This is a genomic window from Nitrospirota bacterium, from assembly GCA_035873375.1.
Lineage (GTDB): Bacteria > Nitrospirota > Thermodesulfovibrionia > Thermodesulfovibrionales > JdFR-85 > BMS3Bbin07.
In genome coordinates this window covers 14,704-33,745 of the sequence record JAYWMQ010000043.1, presented here as the reverse complement: position 1 = coordinate 33,745, position 19,042 = coordinate 14,704, and the positions used below count along the sequence as shown (strand labels likewise).

The 19,042-nt window shown below is 46.3% G+C and carries 17 protein-coding genes and 2 tRNA genes; 12 read left to right on the top strand and 7 right to left on the bottom strand.

Annotated elements, in window-relative coordinates:
- Nucleotides 1-143 precede the first annotated feature (143 nt).
- Both VST71_09115 and VST71_09110 read left to right on the top strand, forming a co-directional pair.
- Nucleotides 144-872 (top strand): rhomboid family intramembrane serine protease, encoded by a 729-nt coding sequence (locus VST71_09115; GenBank protein ID MEC4685873.1) that lies wholly within the window; start codon nucleotides 144-146, stop codon nucleotides 870-872.
- A gap of 21 nt (nucleotides 873-893) precedes the next feature.
- On the top strand, nucleotides 894-1,742 hold the full coding sequence (locus VST71_09110) for an ATP-dependent Clp protease proteolytic subunit (protein MEC4685872.1): 849 nt from the start codon (nucleotides 894-896) through the stop codon (nucleotides 1,740-1,742).
- Between the two features lie 4 nt (nucleotides 1,743-1,746).
- Here the strand turns inward: VST71_09110 and VST71_09105 are convergent, their stop codons facing one another.
- Complete coding sequence (locus VST71_09105; protein MEC4685871.1) at nucleotides 1,747-3,531, bottom strand: PBP1A family penicillin-binding protein; 1,785 nt, start codon at nucleotides 3,529-3,531, stop codon at nucleotides 1,747-1,749.
- An 89-nt stretch (nucleotides 3,532-3,620) separates the two neighbouring features.
- Between VST71_09105 and VST71_09100 the strand changes: the two genes are divergently transcribed.
- From VST71_09100 to VST71_09085, 4 genes are read left to right on the top strand one after another with little or no spacing between them, the layout of a single operon-like run.
- The gene (locus VST71_09100; GenBank protein ID MEC4685870.1) at nucleotides 3,621-4,595 is read left to right on the top strand and encodes a putative sulfate exporter family transporter; all 975 of its coding nucleotides are present in this window, start codon (nucleotides 3,621-3,623) and stop codon (nucleotides 4,593-4,595) included.
- Entirely contained in the window at nucleotides 4,595-7,828 is a 3,234-nt protein-coding gene (locus VST71_09095) for a PAS domain-containing protein (protein ID MEC4685869.1), read from the top strand. Before VST71_09100 ends, VST71_09095 begins: the two co-directional genes overlap by 1 nt.
- Nucleotides 7,821-8,189 (top strand): response regulator, encoded by a 369-nt coding sequence (locus VST71_09090; GenBank protein ID MEC4685868.1) that lies wholly within the window; start codon nucleotides 7,821-7,823, stop codon nucleotides 8,187-8,189. The genes VST71_09095 and VST71_09090 overlap by 8 nt, the downstream gene beginning before the upstream one ends.
- Entirely contained in the window at nucleotides 8,176-9,300 is a 1,125-nt protein-coding gene (locus tag VST71_09085) for an HD domain-containing phosphohydrolase (protein MEC4685867.1), read from the top strand. Before VST71_09090 ends, VST71_09085 begins: the two co-directional genes overlap by 14 nt.
- Here VST71_09085 and VST71_09080 read toward each other — a convergent pair.
- From VST71_09080 to VST71_09070, 3 genes are read right to left on the bottom strand one after another with little or no spacing between them, the layout of a single operon-like run.
- Nucleotides 9,256-10,644: a TatD family hydrolase gene (locus VST71_09080; protein MEC4685866.1), complete on the bottom strand. Its 1,389-nt coding sequence runs from the start codon at nucleotides 10,642-10,644 to the stop codon at nucleotides 9,256-9,258. The genes VST71_09085 and VST71_09080 overlap by 45 nt on opposite strands.
- A gap of 39 nt (nucleotides 10,645-10,683) precedes the next feature.
- A complete protein-coding gene (locus VST71_09075) occupies nucleotides 10,684-11,892 on the bottom strand; it encodes a 2,3-bisphosphoglycerate-independent phosphoglycerate mutase (GenBank protein MEC4685865.1) in 1,209 nt (402 codons plus the stop codon).
- Between the two features lie 30 nt (nucleotides 11,893-11,922).
- The gene (locus VST71_09070) at nucleotides 11,923-12,636 is read right to left on the bottom strand and encodes a YciC family protein (protein MEC4685864.1); all 714 of its coding nucleotides are present in this window, start codon (nucleotides 12,634-12,636) and stop codon (nucleotides 11,923-11,925) included.
- 197 nt (nucleotides 12,637-12,833) lie between these two features.
- Between VST71_09070 and rsmA the strand changes: the two genes are divergently transcribed.
- Complete coding sequence (gene rsmA, locus VST71_09065) at nucleotides 12,834-13,610, top strand: 16S rRNA (adenine(1518)-N(6)/adenine(1519)-N(6))-dimethyltransferase RsmA (GenBank protein MEC4685863.1); 777 nt, start codon at nucleotides 12,834-12,836, stop codon at nucleotides 13,608-13,610.
- Between the two features lie 28 nt (nucleotides 13,611-13,638).
- Here rsmA and VST71_09060 read toward each other — a convergent pair whose 3' ends face one another.
- Nucleotides 13,639-14,106, bottom strand: coding sequence for a DNA polymerase ligase N-terminal domain-containing protein (locus tag VST71_09060; protein MEC4685862.1), 468 nt, complete (start codon nucleotides 14,104-14,106; stop codon nucleotides 13,639-13,641).
- 115 nt (nucleotides 14,107-14,221) lie between these two features.
- Here VST71_09060 and VST71_09055 point away from each other — a divergent pair, with 115 nt between their 5' ends.
- The 4 genes from VST71_09055 (at nucleotide 14,222) to VST71_09040 (ending at nucleotide 16,578) form a co-directional block, all read left to right on the top strand.
- A complete protein-coding gene (locus VST71_09055) occupies nucleotides 14,222-14,641 on the top strand; it encodes an archease (GenBank protein MEC4685861.1) in 420 nt (139 codons plus the stop codon).
- A 204-nt stretch (nucleotides 14,642-14,845) separates the two neighbouring features.
- The gene (locus VST71_09050; GenBank protein ID MEC4685860.1) at nucleotides 14,846-16,288 is read left to right on the top strand and encodes an RtcB family protein; all 1,443 of its coding nucleotides are present in this window, start codon (nucleotides 14,846-14,848) and stop codon (nucleotides 16,286-16,288) included.
- 42 nt (nucleotides 16,289-16,330) lie between these two features.
- Nucleotides 16,331-16,407, top strand: a tRNA-Met gene (locus VST71_09045).
- 94 nt (nucleotides 16,408-16,501) lie between these two features.
- Nucleotides 16,502-16,578: transfer RNA gene (locus tag VST71_09040), tRNA-Asp, on the top strand.
- Nucleotides 16,579-16,869: 291 nt separating this feature from the next.
- On the opposite strand, the gene VST71_09035 is transcribed toward VST71_09040, so the two are convergent.
- Nucleotides 16,870-17,337 carry an SRPBCC family protein gene (locus tag VST71_09035; protein ID MEC4685859.1) on the bottom strand — a complete coding sequence of 156 codons (468 nt, stop codon included), beginning with the start codon at nucleotides 17,335-17,337 and terminating at the stop codon, nucleotides 16,870-16,872.
- Nucleotides 17,338-17,465: 128 nt separating this feature from the next.
- Between VST71_09035 and VST71_09030 the strand changes: the two genes are divergently transcribed.
- Entirely contained in the window at nucleotides 17,466-18,215 is a 750-nt protein-coding gene (locus VST71_09030; protein MEC4685858.1) for an acyl-homoserine-lactone synthase, read from the top strand.
- Here VST71_09030 and VST71_09025 read toward each other — a convergent pair.
- Complete coding sequence (locus VST71_09025; protein ID MEC4685857.1) at nucleotides 18,136-18,891, bottom strand: LuxR family transcriptional regulator; 756 nt, start codon at nucleotides 18,889-18,891, stop codon at nucleotides 18,136-18,138. The two genes, VST71_09030 and VST71_09025, sit on opposite strands and share 80 nt — an antisense overlap.
- Between the last annotated feature and the right edge of the window lie 151 nt (nucleotides 18,892-19,042).

Here is a 19,042-nt window from a genome sequence, read left to right as displayed (position 1 = left end):
CCTCCCTGGCCGGTAGCCTGAAAAATTCACCGTTTGTTGTTAAAATATATTATACTTATATCATAAATTGAAAAGCCATTTATAAATAATCCATTGCCGTATTCATTTCCAGTATCATTGAGCAGGGGGGTTGTCAGGGTTTTATGTTTCCGGTCAAGGATACAGTACCGCGCAGGGAATTCCCGTATATTACATGGATGATAATCCTGATAAATGGGATAGTCTTTCTTTTCGAAATATCCCTTCCCGAAGACAGTCTCAAACAACTCTTCTATCTCTTCGGCGTAGTACCTGCAAGGTATTCCCATCCGGATTGGGCGGTTCTGTTTGGACTCCCCCTCGACGACTACTGGCCTTTTATAACAAACATGTTCCTCCACGGTGGTTGGATACATATTATAGGTAACATGTGGATGCTCTATCTCTTTGGCGATAACGTAGAGGACAGAATGGGCCATGGCAGATTCCTTGTATTCTATCTGCTCTCAGGTATTGCAGCCAGCATTACATACTTTATCTTTGATATGCACTCAACCGTTCCGGCTATTGGCGCCTCAGGTGCAATTGCAGGTGTAATGGGTGCTTACTTTGTAATGTTTCCCACTGCACGGGTTATTACGCTGATACCGATCTTCTTTCTGCCGTTCTTCATCGAAATACCGGCCTTCCTGTATCTCGGTGTCTGGTTCGCATCACAGGTATTTTCAGGTACGTTCTCCCTGCTTACACCTAAAACCGGCGGGGGGATAGCGTGGTGGGCGCATATCGGGGGCTTTATTGCAGGCATCGTGCTCTTACCCGTCTTCAGGAAGAAGAAGCGCTCTTATCGCAGATATTTTCCTGACGAGATATATTCCAATCTCTATAAATAAAAAAGACCCAAAGGAGGGTATATGAACGTCGACATATTCAGCATATTCTGGCTCTTCTTTATGCTTACCGCACTTCAGCCTGTCCTTAAACAGCGGCTCCTTGAGGCATCGAGACAGAAGCTTATTGCCAAAATCGAGAAAAAACGCAGTTCAAGGGTAATCCTGCTTGCACACAGGCAGGAGACAATGAGCCTCCTCGGCTTTCCCATCCTCAGGTATATCAATATCAATGACTCCGAGGAGGTAATCAGGGCCATCCATATGACCGACCCCGAGATGCCCCTTGATCTGGTACTTCATACACCCGGGGGGCTTGTGCTTGCATCCTACCAGATTGCTCATGCAATAAAAAGGCATCGTGGAAAGGTAACGGTATTTGTGCCCCATTATGCAATGTCCGGAGGCACTCTTATAGCCCTCTCTGCTGATGAGATAGTGATGGGAGAGCACGCAGTCCTTGGCCCTGTCGATCCCCAGATTGGCGAGTATCCTGCAGCATCTCTTGTTAAGCTGGTTGAGACAAAGCCTCTCTCGGAGATTGATGACAGGACGTGGCTGCTTGCAGATATCGGGAAAAAGGCGATGAAACAGTTGAAGAAACAGGTCGGTTCACTTCTCGAAGGCAAGTATCCTCCTGACAAGGCCGAAGAACTTGCAACAATCCTTTCAGAAGGCAGGTGGACACATGACTATCCCATAACATATGAAGAGGTAAATACACTCGGCCTTAATGTGAGCAACAAAATTCCCCCTGAATTCTACCAGTTGATGAGCCTCTATCCGCAACCCGTAAGACAGCAACCATCGGTTGAATACCTGCCCATACCACGATTCAGGGGGCCGACAAACCAGAAATCTGAAAAGAATTAACGCGTCATCGGTAGTTCTTCATAAAATCTATCCATATCGGAAGGGCCGCCCTTGCCCCTGTCTCCTTGTCACCGATAGGGGTATGGTCATCCCTTCCAACCCATACTCCCACGGCCACCCTGTCATCAAAACCGACAAACCATGCATCGGTGTAGTCATTGGTTGTACCTGTCTTTCCATAAACAGGCCGCTTGATTACCCTCGCCATCCTTCCGGTACCCTGAAGGATAACGGAGCGGAGCATATCCCTGATTTCATCCACCACTGCCTCATCAATGACCCTGTCGGCCCCCGGGTAATTCTCCTCCAGGGTCAGCCCGTCTCGGTCTGTAACCCTGTCGATAAAGAGTGGTTTCAGCCTGTACCCCCGTGCAAGGGTTGCATAACCATAGACCATATCCTTAAGTGTCGCCTCTGATGCCCCGATTGCCGATGAAAGGTAGGGTTTGACCTTACGGCGTATCCCTACCTCCCTTGCCGTCCTGACAACACTTCTAATCCCTATCGTATCAGCAAGACATACTGTTGCCGAGTTCAGACTGTGTGCGAGTGCATATCTGAGCGTTACCTCGCCATTATATTGTTTTTCATAATTCCGCGGAGACCAGACATCCTTGTTATCCGGGGTTGGATACCCCACCTCGGTATCCACAATCACGTCTTCAGGGATAAACCCCTTCTCCAGTGCTGCCAGGTATACAAACGGTTTGAATGCAGAGCCGGGTTGTCTGTATGCCTGGGTTACCCTGTTGAACTGGGTCTGCCAGAAGTCCGTCCCCCCCACCATAGCCTTGACCTCTCCTGTCTCCAGATCCACGGCAAGCAGGGCAGCCTGCACTCCAGGGTCAATCCTCTTGTCAAGTGCCTGCACACCTTTGGTTACGGCCTTCTCTGCAACCTCCTGCATATGCATGTCAAGGGTTGAATATATCCTCAGACCCGCAGTGTAGAGACTGTCCGAGTATCTGCGTTCAAGTATATCCCTCAGATACTCAATAAAATACGGGGCCTTGTAACGTCTCCTGTGTACCTTGTCGGGCAGGGGTTCTTCTATTGCCGCATTATACTCCTCTTCAGTTATATATCCAAGGCTTAACATCTTTCTGAGAACAAGGTTCCGCCTCTTAAGTGCCTTCTCCGGATTCTTGAATGGCGAGTAATATGAAGGCGCCCTCGGGATGGCTGCCAGAAGGGCAGCCTCTGCAAGTGTCAGCTCTTCCGTGGATTTATTAAAATACGTATGGGATGCAGCCTCAATTCCGTATGCCTTGGTGCCGAAATATGCCTGGTTCAGGTAAAGCCCCATTATTTCGTCCTTTGTATACCTCTTCTCAATCTGTATGGATAGTGCCGCCTCCTTTATCTTTCTTGAAATATTCCTCTCGGGCTTGAGAAAGAGCAGTTTTGCAAGCTGTTGCGTTATAGTGCTGCCACCCTGAACAATCCTGCCTGCCTTGATGTCATAAACCAGGGCCCTTGCTATACCGATCAAATCAATACCATGATGACTGTAAAACCTCTCATCCTCAATTGCCACAAATGCATTCCTCACATACCCCGGGATTCTGTAAAACGGGACAAAGGTACGCCTCTCAACATAATACTCGGCAATAACGTCACCTGAGGAGGAATAGACTTTTGATGCCTCAATAGGGTTATACTCCTCAAGGGCCTCAATCTTTGGCAGGTCAGAGAGGCTCCAAAAGACAACCCCTGAGAAGACACCTGCCAACACACCCAAAAGACCTATGATGATTAACCCTCTTGCCATCAAAATATTATAACTCATTTTGGGCTCCGGCTACTGCGGTACTTTAAGGCAAAAAAGAATTTCTGTAAAAAAGAGCTGCGCTATTGAAGAGATATACTAATGTCAGCTTGAAAAAAAAGATCCTTTATGGTAAGTTTAAAGTAATGGTAAAGAAACTGTCTGGTCTGATAATATCTCTCGTTATTGCTGTTATTGCCTTTATTCTCTCCTATATTCATCCCACTTTTGATGCCCTGGCAATCTCGATAATCCTTGGAATGTTATTCTCCAACATCCTGGAGGACAGAAACTTTCTGAATGACGGAATTAATCTCGCAATCAAGATATTCCTCCCTGTTGGGATAGCCCTTTATGGGGCACAGCTCTCGATAAGAGAGATTGACCCTGCCATGACCCCTCTGGTCTTTCCCACTTTTGTTGCAATATTTACCCTTGTCTACTTCATCTCAAAATGGTTTGGGGTAAGAAAAAATATCCGGATACTGCTTGCCACGGGCATGTCAATCTGCGGGGCATCAGCAATTGCAATTGTCTCCCCCCTGATAAAATCAGACAGTGAAGAGACTTCCATCTCTCTGATTGTCGTGATGATCTACGGTCTTTTTGGGATGATAGCCTATCCTATATTTGCAAACTTCTTTGATATAGGGGTGAAGGAATTTGCCTTTATTACCGGCACAACGCTGCCGATGATCGGACAGATAAAGGTAGCGGCATCCACATACGGGAGCGAATGTGTAACAACAGCCCTCAAGTATAAACTCCTCAGAATGTCTTTTCTCGTCTTCCTTGTAACCCTGACCGTCTTCCTCTCCAGGAAAGAAGACAGGCGCATCTATATCCCCTGGTTCATAGCCGTCTTTGTCCTCCTTGCCGTTGTGGTAAACATCTTCAAGCTCGGCTGGCTCTCAGACATCTCTGCACCCATCAGCCGTTTTTCCCTCGCTACCGCACTGGCCGCAATCGGACTGTCGGTGGATTTCGAATCTATTACAGAGGAAGGGATTAAACCACTCATAATCGTGGTCTTATCGATTATTATCATTTTAGTAGCCCAATTCCTCCTCTTCTACTTAATATAATGTTTAAGACAAAGCTCATATATAGATTCCTTATAAACTTCCTCATCTTCTCAATTGCCCTTATACTGCCCCTTTCCTTCTCTTTGCGTAAAGACCTGAAAGGGATGTTTGCAAATGTAGAGGTTCTTGTAGAGAAAGGCAAGCTCAAGGATACCCGTGCTATTCAGGATGAATTCTTTAAAGAGATATTCACGCACCTTATGAGCATCTCCTTTTATGCCTTTTTCCTTGCCTTTATACTTTCCATCTTTTCTTCAAGGAGGTTTCTTAAACCCATCAAGGCCCTTTATGCCGGTGCAGAAGCCGTAAAGGGGGGAAATCTTGACGTAAAAATACCTGTCTATTCGGCGGACGAACTCGGCGAGGTCACAACGATATTCAATGAAATGTTAACAAATCTCAAGACCAAGACGGAAGAATTACAGAACAAGGATACCTATGTCAAGACAATGATGGATGCACTGTGGGTGGTCGATTTAAACGATATAATAGTTGACATAAACCCGGCCTTTACAAAGATGTTCGGTTATGAGCGCAATCAGGTGATCGGATCATCAATATATGATTTTCTCGACACGGAAAATGCAATGATAATGAAAAAGGAACTCGGCCTGAAGAGACACAAGGGAGAGCATTCCACTTATGAGATTAACATTATTGCCAAAAATGGCTCTCAGATACCCGTACTTATAACTGGCGCTCCCATAATCAGGGATGGCGAGGTCGTCGGCAAGATAGGAATTATAAAAGACTTCAGGGAGCAAACCAAACTGGTAAAGGAACTTAAGGAATCAAGAGACTATCTCGAAACGATAATGAATAGTATTGAAGACTCGATACTGATTATCAATAACGATTACAGGATACTGAAGGCCAATGTTGCTGCCCTCACCAGGTATGGAAATAACATTACCGAAAAAAAATGTCATGAAATCACTCACAATTCTTCCAGACCCTGCTGGATGGAAGGTGAGGACTGTCCTATTCAGGGGGTCTTTACCAATGGTGGAACCTGGAGAACCATCCATGAACATTATGACGAGGGGGGAAGCAAGTGTTATGTAGAAGTCATAGCCTCTCCTGTCAGGAATTCTGAAGGCAAGGTCGTTGAGGCACTCGAAATCATGAGAGACGTAACAGAACGTGTGAAGCACATGGATGAGATTAACAGGAGAAACAGGGAACTCGTCCTCCTGAATTCCATCGCCTCTATTATAAATCAATCCCTAAAGGCGGAGGAGATTTTCTCTAATGTGCTTGACAGACTCAGAGGGGCTCTCGATATGGATGGCGGCTGTATATTCATTCTCGACGAGGAGACCCGCACGCTTGTATGTTCCTGTCACATGGGAATCGCTGAGCAATGCACTTCAACCGCTGTCAGGATAAAACTTGGTGATGATATACCTGGAAGAGTCGCTGTAACAGGTGAGGTAATGACATCCTCAGACCTGAGTTCTGACAGCAGAATCACCCTATCTGCATTTAAAGATACGGGCATAAAGGGCTACTGTTGCATCCCTGTAAAAGGTAAAGACCGCGTGCTTGGTGTCTATTGCCTCTTTAAGTCCAAAGAGCACTTTTTTACCATGGAAGAGGAGCGGCTGTTGAGAGCGGTTGGTGAGATGACCGGACTGGCCCTTGAAAATATCAGGTTTTACGAAAAGATGAAAGAGATGTTTGAGACTCAGAAAAACCGCCGCTTTCAGGAACAGCGGGACCTCCTTGAGTTATCCTCGGAACTCACATCTGCAAGAGATATGGATGAGGTCATCCATTGCACATCCTCTCTGATAAAGGAGTTTCTCGCCTCTGATGCGATATTCTTCTGGGAAAAAAGAGACAACAACTCACTTGTCCTCAGATATTTTGACGGGATGCAACCACAAACCGCCACACTTAAAATGGATGTACCATCAACAGAGACTTATGCTACTGCCAAAGGCACACACATAAGTGTTTATGATATAAATACTGATGAGCGTTTCCTTTTTACAGAAGACCTCAAGAGCCTGGGATTCAGGTCGGCATTGTCAATGCCTGTAGTAGTTGGAGAAAATGTCCTTGGAGTCTTTACAGCCATGACCAGGACATCACGGGAGTATCGTGATGATGAAATACATTTTCTCCGCATCATTTCAAGCATCTTCGGAGTAGCCCTTGAGAGGAGCCAGATTTATGAAAAGAGGAGAATTGACCATGGTCTGGCTGAAGCTATTCTGAACACCATGTCTGAAGGTGTCTGCACTGTAGATACCAATGGAGTGATTATATCAGTGAACCGTTCTGCAGAGAGAATATTGGGGATACCGGCCACCAATCTTGTTGGAAGGGACTACACGGAGATTTTCAGTGAGCCCATAGAAGGGAATGCGTGCCCTATAGTAAAGTCTCTCAAAGGAGAGACGGCATCAGCAGAGTTTATACCGGAAAAAGGGAAAGGAAATGTAATCCATGTAAGCTCACTTCCTCTCATGGATTCTGCCAACAGGATTTACGGGGCAGTACAGGTCTTCAGGGATATTACCAGAGAAAAAGAGATAGACAGGATGAAGACAGACATTATTCGTTCCGTCTCCCATGAGTTCAGGACTCCCCTGTCGGCAATTGTTGGATTAACTGAAATGCTCATGGATGGAGAGATTGCAGGTGCGAGAGCCCGGGAATATCTTTTGACCATTTATGAAGAAGGGATGAGACTCACTGAGATGGTTTCAGACCTGCTGAGTATTTCAAAAATTGAAAGCGGTAAAGAACCCATAAGATTCAGTATTATTGATTTTTCAGAAATTGTTGAATCCATAAAGAGAGTTCTTAATACCCCCGTCGCAAACAAGAACATTTCCCTCTTGACCGAGGTAGACCCTGACATAAAAGGGTTTTATGGTGACAGGGAAAAACTGAGACAACTCCTTCTCAATCTCCTTGATAATGCCATCAAGTACTCTGACCCTGGCTGTTACATAAATCTGAGAGTAAGATATTCCGGTGAATATGTTATACTGGAAGTGTCTGACACGGGATGGGGCATTCCCGAGAATGATATTGCAAACCTGAGTAAACACTTCTACAGGGGAGCACACGGAGAAAGGACCAAAGGCACCGGACTCGGGCTTGCCCTTTGTAAAGAGATAGTAAGGATACACCACGGAAACATCGATATCAGGAGTAGATTAAATAAAGGAACAAGCGTTATTATCACCCTGCCTTACAGGAGAATGAAAGATGCCTAAAGTGATGGTAATTGATGATGAACCCTTTATATTGATGATGATAGAGGACAAGTTGAGACGTGGAGGGCTCGAGGTTGTTACTCTCAGGGAGAGCAAAAACGCTGTTGATGTAATACGCAGGGAGATGCCCGACTTGATCATCCTTGACTGGATGATGCCGGAGATCAGCGGGATAAGCATCTGCAAAACAATAAAGACCGACCCTGACCTTGCAAACATACCGGTTTTCATGTTAACGGCAAAAGGACAGGAGGATGATGAAAAGTTGGGAATCAAGTGCGGAGTTGACCGCTACATAACAAAACCTTTCAGCCCCCGAATCCTTTTGGAGTTGGTACTTGAACAACTTGGAAACAGATAGGCTTAAAGAAGACCTGAAGGCCACGGTAACCGAATTAAGCGATACCTATGAGGAATTATCCCTCCTCTACATGCTTTCCGAGGAATTTTCAGGGCTCGGGGTCGATGGAATCTGTTATCTGCTTTTAAAAAAGGCCGCATCATCACTAAGTGTTAGAACCGGAGTCGTACTATTTCTGAATGAAGATTCCGGAGAATTGTATACACAGGCATATATCGGTGACTGGGATGCGGACACGGCCTTCAAGAAAGGGAACAATATTCTGTGGAGAGCAATTCGTTCAAACAAGGCAATTGCTGTATGTAACCACAATACCCACGAAGAAAGACTGAACAAAATCAAATGCAACTCACTTCTCATAACCCCTCTGGCCGGTAAAAAACAGATCATCGGCGTCCTTATGGTGGCTGACAAGACAGACGGCAGGGAATTCTATTCAGGAGATATAAAGTTACTGACCACTATTGCCTCCCAGGCAGCCCTTTTTATTGAGAACGCCCTTCTCACACAGGAAATGCAGGTATTCCTGATAGAGACCATCAGGTCATTTGTAAAGGCCCTTGAGGCATCATCCCTGTGGACTGCAGGACATACCGAAAGGGTGACACGTTATGCGCTGTCAATTGCTGAACTGCTCGATCTTGATGGTCAGGAGATCGAAAAACTGAGGGTCAGCAGCCTTTTGCATGATATCGGAAAGATTGCCACTCCCAAGGAGATATTAAACAAAAACGGCAAGTTAAACAAAGCAGAGTGGTCTGAAATCAGGCGCCATCCAATAGTTGGAGCAGAGATACTTTCAGGGCTCAGCAGCTTTAAAGAGGTCATCGAATGTATAAGGTACCACCATGAGCATTACGACGGAACAGGCATTCATGGTCTTTGCGGAGAGGAGATACCGCTTATGGCAAGAATTTTAGCAGTAGCTGATGCCTTTGATGCCATGATGTCCGACCGGCCCTACAGAAAAAAGAAGACTATTGAAGAGACCGTCGGGGAGATCACAACCTGTGCAGGCAAACAGTTTGATCCAAAAGTTGTTCAGGCCTGTATCTCGTGGGTTAGATTAACCCACGAGATTATACCGCCTGAGCCTGAATCTCACATTTAATTCCCTCGCAATCTCCTTACACCTCTCCACATCTACCCCCGGCGCATCAACAACCGTAACAGTTACATCCGGTATATATTTTCCGGCCTCCTTTATAAAAGCGACAACACTCTTGTAGGCACCCTTTAAAAAGGGTCTGCAAATAGTTTTGTAGGTCTTCTCATCCTGCGCATCAAGACTTATGGATATGGAATCAACAACTCCCTGAAGTTCCGGTAAAATATTTCTGCCATGGATCAGATTACCCTGCCCGTTGGTATTTATCCTCACCCTGCCGCCGTTGTCCTTTATCCAACTGGCCAGGGCCTTGACCAGATCAAGACGCATCAGAGGTTCGCCATATCCGCAGAATACCACCTCTTTATAAGCTGAAGGATCACCTATTGCCTCCTTCAGTTCCTCAATCCCGGGCTCATGGTCAAGCCTGAGGTTATGTCCTTTTACATAGTCGGAATGAAACCTGATACAGAAGGAGCACGCATTCGTGCAACGGTTGGTGATATTAAGATAAAGGGAGTCCCTGATCCTGTAGGCAATCTTTCCCTCAGGAGCCCCCCCACCTATCCCGAAGAGTCTCCCTGCATTCAGGGTGGTTATCCTTGCAATATCCTCAACATCCACATCCCTGAGTTCAGCAAGCTTCCGGGCCGTATGCAACAGAAAGGAAGGCTCATTTCTCCTGCCCCTCAACGGAACCGGTGAGAGATAGGGGGCATCAGTCTCAATAAGCAGGTACTCATCAGGTATGCCTGCCGCTGTCTCCTGAAGTTTTTTAGCGTTTTTAAACGTTACCGTACCTGCAAAAGAGATATACAAACCCATTGCCATCACCTTTTCCGCCATATCCATATCCCCGGAGAAACAGTGAAGGACACCGCGGCTGATACCAGAACCGGAGAGGATATTCAACGTATCAGCCTTTGCCTCCCTGCAATGGACAATCACAGGAAGATTAAGTTCCAGGGCAAGTTCGAGATGTCTCTCAAAGACCTCCCGCTGCACATCCCGTGGTGAGTGGTCGTAGTGGTAATCAAGCCCGGTTTCACCAATTGCAACAACCTTCTTCTCCCCTGACCATATTCTTATCTTGTCTGCTGTATCGGAGGTGTAGTCCTTTGCATCATGGGGATGGATACCGACTGCTGCATATATAAAGTCGTATTCCCCTGCAAGCCTCACTGCCCCTTCCGAGCCCCTGAGGTCAGAGCCGATGCTAATAATAGCCGCTATTTCAGCATCCCTGGCCCTTGCTATAACCTCATCCCTGTCAGGGTCGAAATCGGGCATCTCAAGGTGACAGTGGGTATCGATGAATGATTGACGATTGTCTATTGAAGAACTCATTGCTCTCTGCGGGAATCTATACTCAATCTTCGTTCCCCTTTAAGCACCGAACTTTTTGAGTCTGCCCGTATTGGCGAGTGCAAGGGGAAGGATCTGGATGGCAGGGAATATTCCAAGCTCTCCCCTGAGGCATTCCCTCTCGGTAAATGCCTGGCTCAGTCCGCCAAAGACATAGGGGGAATTTAAAATTACCGGCACAGGGTGCCAGCTGTGTGACTTCATTACGGATGGGGTTGAGTGGTCTCCTGTGATAATCAGGACATCCGGTTTCAGCTCAAGTATGCCGGGAAGAAAGGCATCAAAATCCTCAAGCTTCCCTGCCTTTCCCTCGAAATCTCCATCCTCTCCATATGAATCCACCTTCTTTACATGAACGAAAAAGAAGTCATAATCCTCAAGATTCTCCTTCATAAATTCTATCTCTTCTTTTATGTCGCCATTAACAGGGGGTGTTTCCATACCTATAAGCCTTGCCAGCCCCCGGTACATGGGATATATGGCAATTGCAAGGGACTTAAGGCCGAAAACCTCTTCAAAGGTTGGAATTGACGGCACCTGTGCAATTCCCCTCATAAGTATAAAGTTTGCAGCATCTTCGTCCTTGAGTATTTCCCTCGCCCTCTCGACAAGTTTCTCTGCAATCCTCGCTACCCTGTCAGACTGGTGGTTTGCAGGCACCGGCTTCAGCGGGGGTTTGCCGGCCTTCTGGGGGTCGGTATCACTAACCTCGGCTGAACCTTCCTCAAGCGGTTCCGGGAATCGAAAAACCACGGCAAACCTGTAGTCCACCCCGTGAGTGAAGATAATTTCTGCCTCGTCTATCTGCTTTATCTCCTTCTGCAGTCTCTCCGTTAATTTTCTGCCTCTCTCAGTGGGTATCCTGCCGGCCCTTCTGTCCTTTATCAGTCCCTCCTGGATAGTGGCATAATTACACCTCACTGCGACATCCGTACTCTTCAGTTCAACACCGAGACCAAGAGCTTCAAGCACTCCCCTGCCTATCTGCCAATCAAAAGGATCATAACCAAAGATACCGAGATGTCCAGGGCCACTCCCTGGAGTAATGCCATACGCAACCGGCACATGCAACCCTGTTGCTGAGGTCTTTGCAAGGGCATCAAGATTGGGAATCCTTGCAGTCTCGAGTTCGGTACGTCCATCAAAAGGAAGGCCCCCAAGCCCGTCAAGGACGATCATGAATATCTTTGTATTGTTTTTCTGTACAAGACTTTTAATTATCTCCTGCATGGTAATATTCCCTCCCCTATCCCCTAAAGACTAACCGCGGGGAAAACCTGCCCCCTCTTCTTTAAACTTCTGATAAGTCTTTATAAAAACCACGTAGGTATATCCCATATAAGCGCCGGTAAGGGCCATTGATGCCAAAAGCCCTATAAGAGACAGCTTGCTTAATATCACGCTGGAAACCATCAGAAGAAACCCTATTCCTATAATGGCAGCAAATAGCTTGAAGGTAACGGAGAGGTTGCTCCTTACAATCTGAACACTCCTCTTCATCGCATCAATAGGGCCTCTTTTTTCAAGCATTATAACCACAAAAGTGAAGCTGAAAACAAACGCAACAATTAATCCCGGAATAATAAATAACATAAATCCCAGAAGCAACAGAACACCAAGAACAAACCCGGCAACCATAAGGCTGACGATCATTTCGTTGGCACGGCCAAACCCGGAACCGAGTGACGTCTCTCCTTTGTCTTCCAACTCAACCATCATGGAGGCTACCATCCCCTGAGCAAAACTGTAAAATATCCATCCCACTACGGACAGGACTGATTTTGCCAATATAAGGTCTGTCATCCCTTTCCCGAGTTCACCCACAGCATCAGGCTCCATTGCCGTCATTTGCATTCCGATTACCACGATCGAGAGACAACCAATGAAAAAAGAGACGAGCACAGGAGGCACAATTACGATGGTATGCTTCCTGGTTAGTCCAAGGCTTTCTTTTAGTATATCCCCTACACCCATAGTTTCCCTTTTTTTGTCACTGTTTTTTCTCCGTGAATTCCTCAGTTAAATTTTGATTTTTTGCTATGACTGCAAGCCAAGCAAGTGATTTGAATAATATCAGTTTGATACAAATGGTGTCAAATCGAAATAGAAGGCCCGTTTTTTAATGTATAAGGTATAATGTAGGGCATATTAATTCAAGAATTTAAGGAGTTATCCTGAAACGCAAACTCGGACAACATTATCTCTTTGACACAGCCATACTAAAGAGACTGATTGAGGCTGCAGACCTCGCACCTGAGGACACAGTGGTAGAGATAGGCCCCGGCAAGGGTATCCTCACCCTCATGTTATCTGAAGAAGCAAGAGAGGTTGTGGCCATAGAGCTTGACCCATATCTCTGCGAACATCTTAAAAAAAAGGTCTCGGCAATAAGGAACATAAATCTCTTCTGTGTTGATGCCCTGAAATACCCCTATCACACGCTCCCCCCTTTTAAGGTGGTGGCCAATATCCCCTACTACATAACAACACCGATAATCTTCAGGCTCCTTGCCCACAGGGACAGGCTTATATCTGCAACCCTTACAGTTCAAAAAGAGGTGGCGGAAAGGATAGTAGCCCCGCCGGGCGGAAAGGATTACGGGGTGCTCTCACTCATGGTCCAGTATTATGCTGATACCAACATAGCCTTTTTCATACCGAAAGAGGCATTTAAACCTCCACCGAAGGTAGACTCTGCCGTGGTTCATCTCAGGATATTAGCTGAACCGCGCATCTCTGTCCCCGATGAAAGGCTATTCTTCAGGGTAATCAAGACAGCATTCTCGCAGAGGAGAAAGACCCTCTCGAACTCTTTAAAACCCCTGGCTGAAGATATAAAGGATATCCTGTCTGCTGCAGGGATAGACCCTCGAAGGAGACCTGAAACCCTGAGCATGGAAGAGTTTGCCGGGATCGCCGAAGCAATATCTGCGCATAAAAAGAACTGAGAAGTTCGGGAATCACTCCAATCCTCCATCACTCCGTCTCACACGGTGGTATCTTCTCTTTCAATCTCTCCAGCCGCTCCTTTGTAAGTTCAGGCTTCACAACATATACGGAGAGGGCATATTCGTCCTTTTTCTTTATCAGGAGCCACTGATTCTCCCGCCCCTTCAGTCTTGTCAGGACAAAGTTTCCTCTCAGTTTTCTCCCCTTAAGGATAAACTCCAGCCGCCCCTCCTCCAGACTCCCACCAACAAGCTCATACTCACCCGAATCCCATATGAGTACAGGCCCTGCGCCATAATGACCTTCAGGGATTATACCCTCAAATGTTCCGTACTCAAGCGGATGGTCATCAACCATTATTGCGAGTCTCTTGTCCTTTGGACACATTGAAGGCCCCTTTGGGACTGCCCAGGACTTCAGCACTCCGGCCATCTCAAGTCTGAAGTCATAATGAAGGCGCCTTGAGTGATGTTCGTGTACAACAAAACAGGGCATGAAATATAATAGCATGTGAAGGATTCTGTTTGCAGCAGGAAGAGATTCCCGATTGACATCTTTAAAGGTCAGTGTTAATATGTGGGTAGATTCTAAAAAAGTTAAACAGGGTTCCATGAACAGAGGGTTTGAAATTCTTGATATATCCGGAGATGTGGGCCTCAGGGTCTATGGCCGGAGTCTCGAAGAACTCTTTATCAACAGCGCGCTCGGTCTTTACAGTCTTATCACTGACCTCTCAGGCGTTGAGCCCGCAGAGTCGGTTGATATAAAGGTCAGCAGGGAATCACTTGATGGTCTCCTTGTCGGATGGCTCAATGAATTAATCTTCCGGTTTGATACCTACGGTTTTATTGGCAAGGAAGTCGGGATTAAAAACATCAACGAAAACAGGGTTGAGGCAGGAATAAAAGGTGAGGAATTTGACCCTGAGAGACACGAAAGGGGGCTTCTTGTAAAAGCTGCCACATACCACAACCTCAGGATTGAAGAAAAAGATGGTATCTGGACTGCCGAGGTGGTTCTTGACATATAGAATTATTACAATAGTTGCCGGGAGCGGTATGATAGAGTCTTCACTCATTCTCGACAGGCATACTGCCTGTCTCCGAGGTTTTCGCTTTCAGCGAAAAAAACCGTTCAGACTCTATCATACCGCTCCCTTCACTTGATTGAATCCCTTTATTGCCGGAAAGACCAATGACTGCAGTAACATCCTTACATAAACAGGAGTGATTATATGGCAGAAGGACTGAAAAGAATAGACGAAACCCGTCTTGAGGTCCCCAAAGGATATACTGACGGGATGCGCGTGGGTGGCATAATCTATGTTGATAAGGAGCTTGAGGCATTCCTTGAAGAAGGGGCAATAAAACAGGTCGCCAATGTGGCCACGCTTCCGGGCATAGTAAAGAAATCCCTTGCAATGCCGGACATACACACAGGATACGGCTTTGCAATCGGCGGGGTTGCGGCCTTTGACCTTGAGAACGGGATTATATCACCTGGAGGGGTAGGTTATGACATAAACTGCGGGGTCCGTCTGCTGAGGAGCAACCTGACACGCGAGGAGGTCCTCCCCGGAATGAAGGACCTTGTCGTGAAGCTCTACAATGAAGTCCCTTCAGGAGTCGGCTCAAAGGGCAAACTCAGGCTGACAAAGGAGGATCAAAAATCGCTCCTCCTGAAGGGGGCCCGCTGGGCTGTTGAACGGGGCTATGGCAGGGAAGAAGACCTTGAAAGGACTGAATCCGGAGGGGCCATGGAGGGCGCAGACCCGTCTCTGATAAGTGACAGGGCATTCGAACGCGGCAGGGCACAGCAGGGGACCCTGGGGTCCGGAAATCACTTCCTTGAAATACAGTACGTGGCAGAGATATACGATGAAAAGGCTGCCAATATTCTCGGACTATTTCCAGAGCAGATAACAATAATGATCCACACCGGTTCAAGGGGGTTTGGACATCAGGTCTGCACGGATTATCTCGAGGTAATGGAGAGGGCTGTCGGGAAGTATGGCATAACATTGCCGGACAAGGAGCTTGCCTGTGCGCCTGTAAAAAGTCCGGAGGCACGGGATTATCTTGCAGCAATGAAGGCCGCAGCAAATTATGCATGGGCCAACAGACAGTGCATAATGCACTGGACGAGAGAGGCACTGATGAAGGTAATGTCGGCATCCCCGGAAGAGCTGGGGCTGAAACTCGTCTATGATGTTGCCCATAACATAGCAAAGATAGAGGAGCATACCGTCAACGGCGTTAAAAAGAGACTCATCGTCCACAGAAAGGGGGCCACACGGGCCTTTCCCCCAGGGCATCCCGAGCTTCCGGAGGTCTACAGGGAGCTGGGCCAGCCTGTATTGATTCCCGGTGATATGGGCAGGGCCTCTTTTGTCCTCACAGGCACTGAAAAGGCCATGGAAGAGACTTTTGGATCCACCTGTCATGGGGCAGGCAGGGTGATGTCCAGACATCAGGCGATAAAGCAGGCAAAGGGCCGTGCCATATGGCGGGAGATGGAGGATGCAGGCATAGTGGTCATGAGTGCAGGGAAACGAACCCTTGCCGAGGAGATGTCAGAGGCATATAAAGATGTATCAAATGTAGTGGATGTGGTACACAGGGCTGGCATTTCCAGGAAGGTGGCAAAGTTGAGACCACTGGGGGTGGTAAAGGGATAGATCGTTTGACAATAAAAGCCCCGTTAAGATATGATAATATTCAGCGGGGTAGAGCAGTCTGGTAGCTCGTCGGGCTCATAACCCGAAGGTCGGAGGTTCAAATCCTCCCCCCGCCACCAAAACCTGCTTCAAGAAACAAATCTTTACATATACAATAGACAACCCTGACTGGTACGTTTTTAAATATTACTTAAATGTTTTCTTAAGGATTCAGGGGTGGTAGTTCAGTTGGTTAGAACGCCGGCCTGTCACGCCGGAGGTCGCGGGTTCGAGTCCCGTCCACCCCGCCATACACTCCAGCCCTTACTTCCTCAAAACCTCCATCTTCTGGTTCACAATTTTTTTATAAGAGGAACTCCTCCCTTAATCCCCTCACTGATAGGGGGAAACCTTGATATCCACGCCTTATCAGAGAAATGGAACAAGGGAAGGAGTGATGTGCAAGATAGCAAGAAGTGTGCAAATCCCCCTTGAAAAAAAACAGTGTATATACAAAAGACTCGTCCTCAAAATCAGTCCTGTGTTTGTACTATTTACGGTAAAATCCAGATAGAAGTCCAATTGCAGGAACGTACTGCAGGTTAGAAGGTCCCTTCATATCTTGAAACCCTGCGAGAGGGAGGCTTTTTCATCGCCATCTTTGCAATTTTATCTATTATTGAATCAATCTCCCTGCCGATTTCTCCGTTCTTTACCATCACAAAGTTCGTCTTAATCCTACAGGTAAGATTTGTCTTTTCTTTCCCCTCTGGCTCCAACCTGAAACCAAACTCCTTCTGTCTGACAGAATCAACGTAAATGCGGAACATGAGACTCTTCTTCTCTTCATACTCAACTACCTCCATCATATATTCATTCATTGTCCAGTTCCCCTCTTTTTCAGGGGCAGCAACTTCTCTCACCATATATAGATTATCTTTTACTTTTTCAACACTGATTACCGGGTCAAGGTAAATAGCCGCATTTAATGGATCTGCCACAACCCGCCAAACCGAATCTGTGCTTGCATTAACAACTACAGATTTTGATATGGAAAATTCCTCCCCCATGCTTTTTGCCCCCCCTTTACAGCGCTACCCTAAGATATACCACGTTTTACCATAAAAGTCACCTGCCCAAAAGGACAGGTGACTTTTATTCCCCCATTCATACTCAATAAAGGTGAGGGGGCGGAGAAATAGTACCGGTTAAAAGCAACAGCTGGAACAACACCAGGGACCCTGTTGACTCTTTTATCTTAATCTGCGAGGGGGATATTATTGTCAAAAACCTGGAATATGAGAGAGAGAAAATCCAGGCACATCACTTACGATACAGGATATTTTGTCAGGAGTTAAGGTGGGTAAGTGAAAGTGAAGTACTCCTGGAAATCGATGAATATGATAACCATGCAGTTTTCTTTGGTGTACTTGACAGAGAGAACAGACTATTGGCATATCTGAGACTAATAATGTCTGAAAAGCCTTTCATGCTGGAGAAGGAATTTCTATCGCTCGTTGGGCCGGAACATAAAATCAGGAAGGAAAGCAACAGGGCGGAAATCTCGAGACTCTGCGTAGCACCTGAAGCCAGAAATGCCAAGGTTACAGGCAATTACGGCACCTACGGCATTTCCATGTTTCTCTTTAAGGGCATCTATCACTGGTGTATTAAAAATGGCATACGATATCTTTACGCAGTTACAGAAGAAAAGGTCTTCAGGCTATTTTGTACAAAGGGGTTTCCATACAGATTGATAGGCAGCCCAACAACAATGCCTGACGGGGTTACTGCCATGGCAGTAATAATGGACTGGCGAGAATTTGAAATATTAAGTTCAGTAAAACGGCCGGAAATGATGAGATGGTTTACTCAATATCAATCAACCGTTGCTCAATTGCAATGGCAACAGCGTGCGTCCTGGTCACAGCATCGAGTTTTCGCATAACATTACAGATATGAAACTTTACCGTTCGTTCACTCACACCAAGAATTATTGATATTTCCCACGTGCTTTTCCCCTCTTTTATCCAGCTGAGCACTTCTCTTTCTCTTGGAGAAAGCGTAATCCTGTTCTTTCTCTTATCCTGGTCTACAATACGTACGAGGACCTGATGAAAGTGTGGCACAATGAGTTTCAATATAGTATCAGTGCGATTATTATGTTCTATGGATTTGCCGGACAGCGAAAACAGACTCCCCTCGGTTGCATTGAAATTCCTCGCTCCGTGTGTGTAGCCTTCATTAAGTCCAAAATCTTCAGCAAGTGAGAGGAATTCCGGAGGGGGGCCATGTACTTTATACGTATCAGACCATCTCTGCAACCTGAAATGAGTAAAGTTTTCTTTGGCAACAGGGTCAATCTCCTGGAAATTTCTCTCAAAGTAAAGCTCAATCCATTCAACAGGATAGTTTATGTTTACAGGATTATAGATCTTTACCATACCGCCAACCTCCTTTTTACCAAGCAGGCAAATGGCAAAGTCATACGGAACCAGACGTTTCAGCTTCTTCATTAGTTCCGCCAGTTCCTCTTTTGTATTACAGGAAAGACTTTTGTGGATCAGCTCAAGAAGATAAATGGCATCTTCCCTGGATAAGCAGTGTGCAAAACACCGATTCATCTCTCCCCCCCCTGAATCAAGACTCACCCCCAAAGAAACTGCTCTATATAACAATTATACCCCAAAACAAAATAAAACAAAGGAAACTCCTGGCTGGATGATTGAGAAATCCGCCTGAATAGCCGCAATACAATTTTCTGTGTTATAATAT

What these genes read in the sequence shown, in the direction of transcription:
- VST71_09025 (MEC4685857.1), bottom strand. Translation starts at nt 18,891, where the DNA reads ATGAATCGGTGTTTTGCACACTGCTTATCCAGGGAAGATGCCATTTAT.
- VST71_09055 (MEC4685861.1), top strand. Translation starts at nt 14,222, where the DNA reads ATGAACAGAGGGTTTGAAATTCTTGATATATCCGGAGATGTGGGCCTC.
- VST71_09090 (MEC4685868.1), top strand. Translation starts at nt 7,821, where the DNA reads ATGCCTAAAGTGATGGTAATTGATGATGAACCCTTTATATTGATGATG.
- VST71_09080 (MEC4685866.1), bottom strand. Translation starts at nt 10,644, where the DNA reads ATGAGTTCTTCAATAGACAATCGTCAATCATTCATCGATACCCACTGT.
- VST71_09095 (MEC4685869.1), top strand. Translation starts at nt 4,595, where the DNA reads ATGTTTAAGACAAAGCTCATATATAGATTCCTTATAAACTTCCTCATC.
- VST71_09105 (MEC4685871.1), bottom strand. Translation starts at nt 3,531, where the DNA reads ATGAGTTATAATATTTTGATGGCAAGAGGGTTAATCATCATAGGTCTT.
- VST71_09075 (MEC4685865.1), bottom strand. Translation starts at nt 11,892, where the DNA reads ATGCAGGAGATAATTAAAAGTCTTGTACAGAAAAACAATACAAAGATA.
- VST71_09110 (MEC4685872.1), top strand. Translation starts at nt 894, where the DNA reads ATGAACGTCGACATATTCAGCATATTCTGGCTCTTCTTTATGCTTACC.
- VST71_09035 (MEC4685859.1), bottom strand. Translation starts at nt 17,337, where the DNA reads ATGGGGGAGGAATTTTCCATATCAAAATCTGTAGTTGTTAATGCAAGC.
- VST71_09050 (MEC4685860.1), top strand. Translation starts at nt 14,846, where the DNA reads ATGGCAGAAGGACTGAAAAGAATAGACGAAACCCGTCTTGAGGTCCCC.
- VST71_09060 (MEC4685862.1), bottom strand. Translation starts at nt 14,106, where the DNA reads ATGCCCTGTTTTGTTGTACACGAACATCACTCAAGGCGCCTTCATTAT.
- VST71_09070 (MEC4685864.1), bottom strand. Translation starts at nt 12,636, where the DNA reads ATGGGTGTAGGGGATATACTAAAAGAAAGCCTTGGACTAACCAGGAAG.
- VST71_09115 (MEC4685873.1), top strand. Translation starts at nt 144, where the DNA reads ATGTTTCCGGTCAAGGATACAGTACCGCGCAGGGAATTCCCGTATATT.